4 protein-coding genes are annotated in these 8,034 nt (G+C 53.7%); 2 read left to right on the top strand and 2 right to left on the bottom strand.

Going from position 1 to position 8,034, the window contains the following annotated elements; genetic code table 11:
- Positions 1-133 precede the first annotated feature (133 nt).
- Together EG244_RS19665 and EG244_RS19660 are read right to left on the bottom strand one after the other, a co-directional pair.
- Complete coding sequence (locus EG244_RS19665; protein WP_124966855.1) at positions 134-2,170, bottom strand: hypothetical protein; 2,037 nt, start codon at positions 2,168-2,170, stop codon at positions 134-136.
- A gap of 120 nt (positions 2,171-2,290) precedes the next feature.
- Positions 2,291-3,493, bottom strand: a complete 1,203-nt coding sequence (locus tag EG244_RS19660) for an ATP-binding protein (protein ID WP_124966854.1) — start codon at positions 3,491-3,493, stop codon at positions 2,291-2,293.
- Between the two features lie 544 nt (positions 3,494-4,037).
- Here EG244_RS19660 and EG244_RS19655 point away from each other — a divergent pair.
- Complete coding sequence (locus tag EG244_RS19655; protein WP_124966853.1) at positions 4,038-6,026, top strand: ATP-dependent nuclease; 1,989 nt, start codon at positions 4,038-4,040, stop codon at positions 6,024-6,026.
- The gene (locus tag EG244_RS19650; protein ID WP_124966852.1) at positions 6,026-7,894 is read left to right on the top strand and encodes a UvrD-helicase domain-containing protein; all 1,869 of its coding nucleotides are present in this window, start codon (positions 6,026-6,028) and stop codon (positions 7,892-7,894) included. The genes EG244_RS19655 and EG244_RS19650 overlap by 1 nt, the downstream gene beginning before the upstream one ends.
- The last annotated feature ends 140 nt before the right edge of the window (positions 7,895-8,034 follow it).

The following is an 8,034-nucleotide window of genomic DNA, read 5'->3' as shown; positions in this document are numbered from 1 at the left end:
TGCAATCGTCATCTTCTGGATATGATAAATGAGTCCTGAGCCTAGGAATTAGACAAACCTATATCTGCTATTCCTCGACCAACCTGGGATCGGTACATCTGTAAAGGCAGATGCAACTTAGATGACCAACTGATTAGGACGGTATACATCGAGCGAGCCAAGACTGCGCTTCATTTAGGTTAACGTTTTTATCAAGCTCTGCCCTCACCAATGCCATATCCTGTTCCCTTAACTGAATCCAACCAGTCAAAATAGCCATCAGAAACTCTGTAACCGCCTCCCCCTGCTGGCGGTCGACAAGCTTGATCATGTCAACAATAACCCCGCCCATAACCCGACTCTCATCAGGGGCGTCAGTATAGTTCAACTCCACGGGCTCCGCAGCCCTCAAGATTGACGCCTGAATGACACCGTCGTTAAATCTTGCAAACGCTCCGGCAGCAATAACTGTATGAGTGTTTGAATTATTCACGATTCTCCTGTCCGATGCTACATCAGCATTCGTCCTCATATTTTGAATGAGGCATGAAATTGCCACGAAAACATCAGCTTGAAGCGCCGCCTGACAATCGACATCTGAGGGCCAGAACGCAAAATTCTTCCGTAGTGAAAGCTGGGATTTCTTTCCCGATAAAAACAGGTTGTTGATCATCCCTTTTGAGCTGTTAAGAACATTCAACCTATCCCGTAGATCACTGGGCAGCTCATCATATCTATCAGAAAGAAACTGCCGCTCTCGCTCCCAAGAGCCAGACAGTTTCTGTCGATCGATAACAATAGCATCCATATACTTGAATACATGCGATCTAGGTTGGCAAAGATTTTGATCGAGAACTTTCAGCGCAGCAAGAGATGAAGGCACACAGATCGGTGTCAGAAACACCCTATGCGATGATGGAGCCCAATCACGCAACGCACGGCTGACCGAGAGCAAGTCATCTCCGTGCCCTGTTATTCCACCTGCGATTACGATAGGAGCTTTATCTGGGGGTGAAGTTGGTAGACTACCCTGACTCCCGTCAATCTCAGTGAGAGAAATTAACCTACAGTTGCTCGCAACGCCGTGTCGCTTAATCTCGTCGACAATATCTTTCGCGAAAGCTTCGGATCCATCACTGCCGTCTATGTATACGATGGCTGCAACTGCGGCAGGGATTTCGCGCAGGCAAATGAGTTCCAACCATTCCTTATAGTTTTCGGTCTTTAAAAATTGGCCAGCATCAATCCAAACGGATTTCGATGGCATGTATCTGTTCTTCTTGAAGTTGCATGAAAATACCTGTCGACCCGCGAGTCGAGAAATAAAAGACCGGTTAATGCTGGGGTTCTGCAGAACTCCAGGAAGTGCAGCCCTAGGCGCCTCGGGTTCACTAAGAAAGTGCTCGCCAACCAAATTGATTGGTCTCGAACCCTCGAAGTTATCATTTATTTTCCTCGCTGGAATCCCAGCTGGGTTCATTATTCCGTCAAATTTCAGATCGCAAAGAGTTTCCCCTGTTGCGAGCGACGGGGAGGATGAAAAGATAGTCACAATTTGTGAACGACGCCCTACCAATTCCGCCAGTTGGGCCGCCATTTGGCCTGATTGAGAGGCCGATATGAGTACAACCTCAGTCTCATCTTTGCTAAAATTGTGCTGTTTCAGCTTTTCGTATGAGTGGAATGTCCTAATTTTTGGCAAATCCTCTCTGCGGGACATAAGAAGAGATGCCATTACAACACTTGCGATAGAGGATGTGTCTAGGTGAATCGTCCTCACTTCCTTTTTCAGGTGAGGCAGCAAACAGAGTCCCGCAAAAAATATCTCAGCACCCTCAGAAAGTGCGCTTGAAGCTCTCAGAAAGCGCCTATCAGGCTTCTTGGATGGCTTTACAAAATGCGAAGTCGGCCCCGAGTTAACGAGCCCGCCGCGACTAACAAATAACTGCGTCAAACCTTGTCGCGATACAACAGGCCATTCGAATTGCAGTGGATTGCCACCCCTTAGGGTATTTCCGTGCGTCACTTCCCCTTCGGTAGAGTAAGAGAGAACCACAATATCTCTAGCATGCGAAACTGGAAGCAATACGTCATTATCTTTCGAAAAGTATTCAAAAAGTTTTTCTGAGTAGGCCTGCTCACAAATGAAATAAACACTCTCTGGAGACAAAGCGCTCGCAGTATTCTCCATAATTGCATCTGAGATATCCGCTGGGGACGGCATCCCAGGGGGGCAGAAAATGACTAGCGATGAAGACAATGTTGCTGACTTAGAGGTGCGACATCTGAAAGAAAATAAATTACTCATATCTCAGCGCCGATTGAGAGGAATCAAAACGGTGATAACGCAACCATCGGCCCAAGGGCGGGCTTCAGTCGGTGTTTCCCCAGAAGAAATGTCTTCCAACTTCAGATCGCTAGAGGTCAAATTCTCGCTGGACTTTTCTGCGAATGCTCTCATTAGAGAGAGACGACCAGTTCGCACCCTGATCACCCCGCCATTTCTCTTGACTACTTGCATGATCCTATAAAGCCCGTTCCCCCTGCTTGGGGAGGTTTTTGTTGTTCTGCCCTTATTGAAGCATTCAACGACCGCGGCATACTCGACTTCAAGAGATATTCCTCCCAATTGAGGTGTTGATTTGAGCGAGTTTCTGGTAGCTTCATTCACATTGAACAACCAACTCTGAGCCAAGCCAGGGCCACTATCAAATACGGAAACTTCAGCGAAATGGGCATCTGTATGGTGATCACGCCGAAGCTGAATTCCTGACATATACTCACTAAGGGCCACGCTTTCCGCATCCGGCGAAGAGAGGCGCTCCAGTGAGGATGACTGGAACGAGAAAACTATACCGCGCGAAGATCTGAGATACCGATTGCCCTCCACGTCCGTCTGTGCATGCTCGTGCGTATTCAGGAAAGCTTCATATACAAAACTCGCGATATCTTCGATCTGAGATGATTCGTCCTCTAGGCGAATGCGCGCCAGCTCGCGGAAGCTGTTACGCGTCAGGCTTGTGAACGCATCTCGATTCCTCACCTCATCAGTATCTTGCCGGTACAGTCGAATTGGCCTTCTTAATTTTGATGCATTGTCGATACATATAACGGGTAGAATTGACTTGTTGTATTCCCTGAGTGCTGACAAATCACCAGCATGCATGCACTGGACGTACTGCAATGAGTTATTAAGAGTTTCGCGTCGACTCAAGGGTTCACCACCGCGTGAAACAATTCTCTGGGCCATATTTAGCGCTACCAAACCGAACGGTGTCTCGGCAAACTTCCTCGCGGCCTGATCCATTTCATTGTCAGCGTGCAAGCGAAGTGCTTCGCCAGCATTATTTCTTCGCGCCCACGTTATAATCAGCTGAATTAGTGCTGCTGCCGATCCAACGGCGTTTGATTTCACTCTGTTCGGAATCTGAATGTCATGATGCCCAGGCTCACCAATTAATCCAAGAAAACGCTCAAAATCTTGTAGTGGGAAGTCTTGCTTGACGCTAATCATCCACGTTCTCCTTGCCCCCGCAACCACAGGCGCTCAAATGTTTCTAAGAACACGTTGCCGCTGGAAACCGTCTTATCGAACTAGGTCATCCTGAATCGATAGTCATTATAAAAATAACATGTACATGGCCTTCTTGCCCACAACGCGGATCTTGGTGGACACAGCAGCGGATGGCTAGCTTGCTGCAACGAAAACGCTCAGCAGTTCGCGATGCGGCGCCCCCTGTCCGATCTCCGCTTCCAGGCATTATGCCGCGCAGCACGATAGGTAGTAGTGCGGCCGCTAGCGGCGGAAAGTGGTCGTTGGCTGCGAAGAGGATCAAAGGCCGGTTTAGTGCCTAAAGGCCTAAAGGCAATTGACCAACTTGCACCGCTAGTCACCGCCTATCGGGCGGCTGACAGAGTTATGTGGGGCGCGATATTTGGGTTGCAACCACGCGGAGAGACGCCGAGAGTTCCGCCTCCCGACGAATAGTTGTGGAATAGTCCCTTTTTCAAATCCTACCTTGGTTGTGCGGAAAGATTCTTTGCAGTGGAGCCTGCCCATGAAGATTGAGAGTATTGCCGTGCGCAATTTTCGCTGCTTCGGTCCCGACTGGATGGAAATCAGCCTGGAGGAACAGGTAACGGCCTTCGTCGGAGGGAACGGCTCAGGCAAGACGGCGCTCTTTCAGGCGCTTTCCCGTCTCTTTGGAGTGACGAGGGCGGACAGGACCGTCACAAAGAAAGACTTCCATATCGCGCAGAACGAAGAGGAGCTGCCAGACGTGCGGGCTCTGGAGATCGAGTGTCTGCTCGGCTTCCCAGAGCTCGACGAAGAAGAGGACGAAGACGCTTCGGCCGTCCCCGACTTTTTCAATCACTTGGCTGCTTCTGGCCCCGATGAACCGCTAAAGGCGCGCATGCGGCTTATCGCTAGGTGGATCGAAGACGGCACGCCTGACGGGACCGTCGAAGAAGACATCAGATGGATCACGACCCTTGGCAACGAATTTGAATGGGAGACGCTTCCGAAAGTCTCCGCCGTGGATCGCGCGAGTATACAGGTTGTCTACGTTCCCGCCCTTCGCAACGCGGTCGACCGTGTCACCGAGCTCCTGAAAGGACGCCTATGGCGAGCGGCGCTATGGTCAGCTGATCTTGGCGCCCGCGCGACGGAAGGGGCCGAGCTTATCCAGAACCAGTTCGATCAGGAAGCCCCGGCAAGCTTCATTATTGAGCGTCTGACGCATCGATGGCAGCAGGTTTACGAAGGCGACACGGACACAACCCCTAATCTTCGGCTGATTGAGAGCAGGATCGAAGAGCTGGTCCGGCGCGCGGAGTTCGTTTTTCATCCTGACGAAGCCGGTCGAAACCGAATCCTCACCGACCTCAGTGACGGACAGCGCTCGCTTTTCCACATCGCTCTGACGGCTGCGACCCTCGAGACCGAACAGGCTGCGCTTGCCCTCGCTGCGGCGGAGAGCCCGTTCGATCAGGAGAAGCTGAGGCGCACGCATCTGACGATTCTCGCGATTGAAGAGCCTGAAAACAGCCTCTCCCCATTCTTCTTGTCTCGGATCGTGACGTTGGCGCGGGAAATCGGCGAGATGAGTACGGCGCAGGCGCTCATCTCGAGCCATAGCGCCAGCATCCTCTCCCGTATCGAGGCGGACGAAGTTCGCTACTTTCGGCTTGACCGCCAGACGCGCCGCGCGAGCGTCAGGCTGCTGACCTTGCCTGAAAACGATGTACAAGCCAGCACATATGTCCGCCTCGCGGTCCGTTCCTACCCCGAACTATATTTTGCGCGGTTCGTGATTCTGGCGGAGGGGGACTCGGAGCGAGTCGTTCTGCCCCGTTTAGCCGAAGCAAGAGGCGTTCCGCTTGACCCGTCATTCGTGCCGGTTGTGCCTTTGGGCGGTCGCTATGTCGCGCACTTCTGGAGACTGCTCACCGATCTCGGCATCCCTCACGCGACACTGCTCGACTTCGATCTTGGCCGCACCCATGGCGGAGCCAAAATGATCCGAACGGCGTTCGCGGCTCTAGAAGAGGCGGATCGCGACCTGACTGCAAATCCCCTCGTTATTGATGGCACGATCAGTCTCGACGATCTCGAAGATTTGGATGACGAAGATGTTCTGGAGGATTGGGCGGAAAATGTCTGGCTTCAGGCACTCAGACATGAAGCCGTCTTCTTTTCCGACCCCATCGACTTGGATTTCGCGATGCTTGAGGCTTTTCCTGCGGCGTACCAGCACCCCAATCCGGGTGGACGAGGCCCTAGGACGACAGGAGAGGCGATTGCCGAGAAAAAAAAGGTGGTCCTGAAAACCAACGGGAATCCCGACATCTACGACGGCGAGCAATGGGACGACAGCTTCGCCTGGTATCCATATCTTTTCCTCAGCCGCAGCAAACCGGAGACCCATCTCGCCGCGCTAAGCAGAATCACTCGTCGAAACCTCGCTCGGCGCGCCCCCCCGGAACTGCGCGCCCTGATCGATCATGTCAGAGACGTTGTGTTTCCTGAGCCGGCGGAAGACTGATGCCCGTCGCGCCGGAAGATTGGCGACCACAAGGCGTTGACGACCTTGAACCGCGAGCCTGGGACGCTCTTCGTGAGACCGCGCAGAGTGTTTGCGTTACCGCCGGTGCCGGAGCGGGCAAGACCGAATTTCTGGCGCAGAAGGCCGCCTATCTCCTGCAGACAGGTCTTTGTCCGGCACCAAAGCGCATCCTTGCGATCAGTTTCAAACGCGATGCAGCTCAAAACCTTGCCGCGCGGGTTCGCCAGCGCTGCCCTGCCGACCAGGCCCGCAGATTTCACTCGATGACGTTCGATGCATTTACGAAGCACATGCTGGATCATTTCCGCCTTGCGATCCCCTATGCCTACCGACCGCCCGCAGACTACAGCGTCGCTTTTCCCTCCAGACAGGACATAGAGGTCTTCCTGCGAAGACACGGCCGTCCGAACGTCAGTGCGGACCGGTTTGAGCGAGCGGTCGCCCGTACACCCCTGCCGCTTGAAGAAACCGTTGAAAGTCCGCGCGCGAGGGAGCTGCTACGGGCCTACTGGGATGACCAGTATGCCATGCCGGACGGCGCACTTGTTTCTTTTGCGATGATCAACCGCGTCGTTGAGTACATGCTTCGCGCGAATCCTAGGATCAAGCGCGCTTTGCGCCTCACATATCCCTTTGTCTTTCTCGATGAATTCCAGGACACAACCTACGCGCAATATAGACTCGTGGATGCTGCGTTCAGCGAAAGCGATGCTGTCTTTACCGCAGTCGGCGACGAAAAGCAGAAGATTATGGGTTGGGCGGGCGCAATGGATAACGCGTTCGACGAGTTCACCGCCGACTTCAATGCCGTTCGCCATGCGCTACTAAGTAACTGGAGATCTCACGGGGCGCTTGTTGCCATCCAGCATGTCATCGCACGGCAGATCGATTCCGATGTCGAGGAGGTTGAGGCGCGCGGCGAGCTGGCGATCGAGGGGGATACGGCGGCCATCTGGCGGTTCGACAGCCGCGAGCAGGAATCTGAGCAGATAGCGCGATGGATCAGGAGCGAAGTCGATGATGGTCGCATCGCCCCACACGATGTTGCCATCCTCGTGCGCATGCGAGCGAACAACGTTGAAGACGAGCTTGCGCCCGCTCTCCGTGCCCACAACCTCGCGCTGCGAAATCTTGCCAGAAATGTTGGCGAAATCGCCATTCAGGACTTGTTAGCCGAGCCCCTGACCGAAGTTCTCCTACCGCTCTTGCGGCTGGGTGCAAGCGTCCGCGACCCCGATGCTTGGAATGCGGCGCAGGAACGCCTGCAAATGTTGGCGGGTACCAGTCCTGAAGATGAGGCCGGGCAAGAGCGCTTGCAGCGCGATATCGGAGAGTTCTCTCGAAACTTTCGACAGACGATGCGTGACGAGTCACCGGATCCGGCAGTGGCCGACCGGTTGTTCGCGCAGGCTCTGGACTTCGCCGGGATCGAGCGTCTGCGTCAGGCCTACCCAGAATATCGACGCGACGCCGACTTTCAGCGAGTGCGCAACGGCTTTCAGGTTCTTTTGCGGGAATGCGTCGAGAACGCAGCGGACTGGAGAGGCGTTCTTGATCACTTCGAAGGCAAGGACCAGGTCCCGCTCATGACAATCCATAAGAGCAAAGGCCTCGAATTCCACACCATGATCTTTTTCGGTCTCGATGCCAAAACATGGTGGAGCCTGTCGCCGGAGCGTGGCGAAGAACTAAATTCATTCTTCGTCGCGTTTACTCGAGCGAAGCAGCGGGCGTTCTTCGCTTACTGCTCCGAGCGGGGCAATGCTATCGACTGGCTGGAGCAGCTTCTTCTGCCTGCAGGTGTGGAGCAGATCGACGGAGCCAATATTGTCACTGCCGACAGGTAAGGACCGCAGATCCTAGAATCAGTAAGCCGGTTTCGTATCGGACGCGGTGGAGTGCTTGAATCGGACGTCAGCTTGGAAGTGGCTGAACGGCGGCTATGGGCCTAGGCTGTGTGGAAACTCTCGCGTGTGAGGGCACCTGG

The sequence above is a fragment of the Falsigemmobacter faecalis genome (assembly GCF_003863335.1).
In the GTDB taxonomy this organism is placed as follows: Bacteria; Pseudomonadota; Alphaproteobacteria; order Rhodobacterales; family Rhodobacteraceae; genus Wagnerdoeblera; species Wagnerdoeblera faecalis.
The sequence above is the reverse complement of the archived record's forward strand: the minus strand, read 5'-3'. Positions and strand labels throughout refer to the sequence as shown.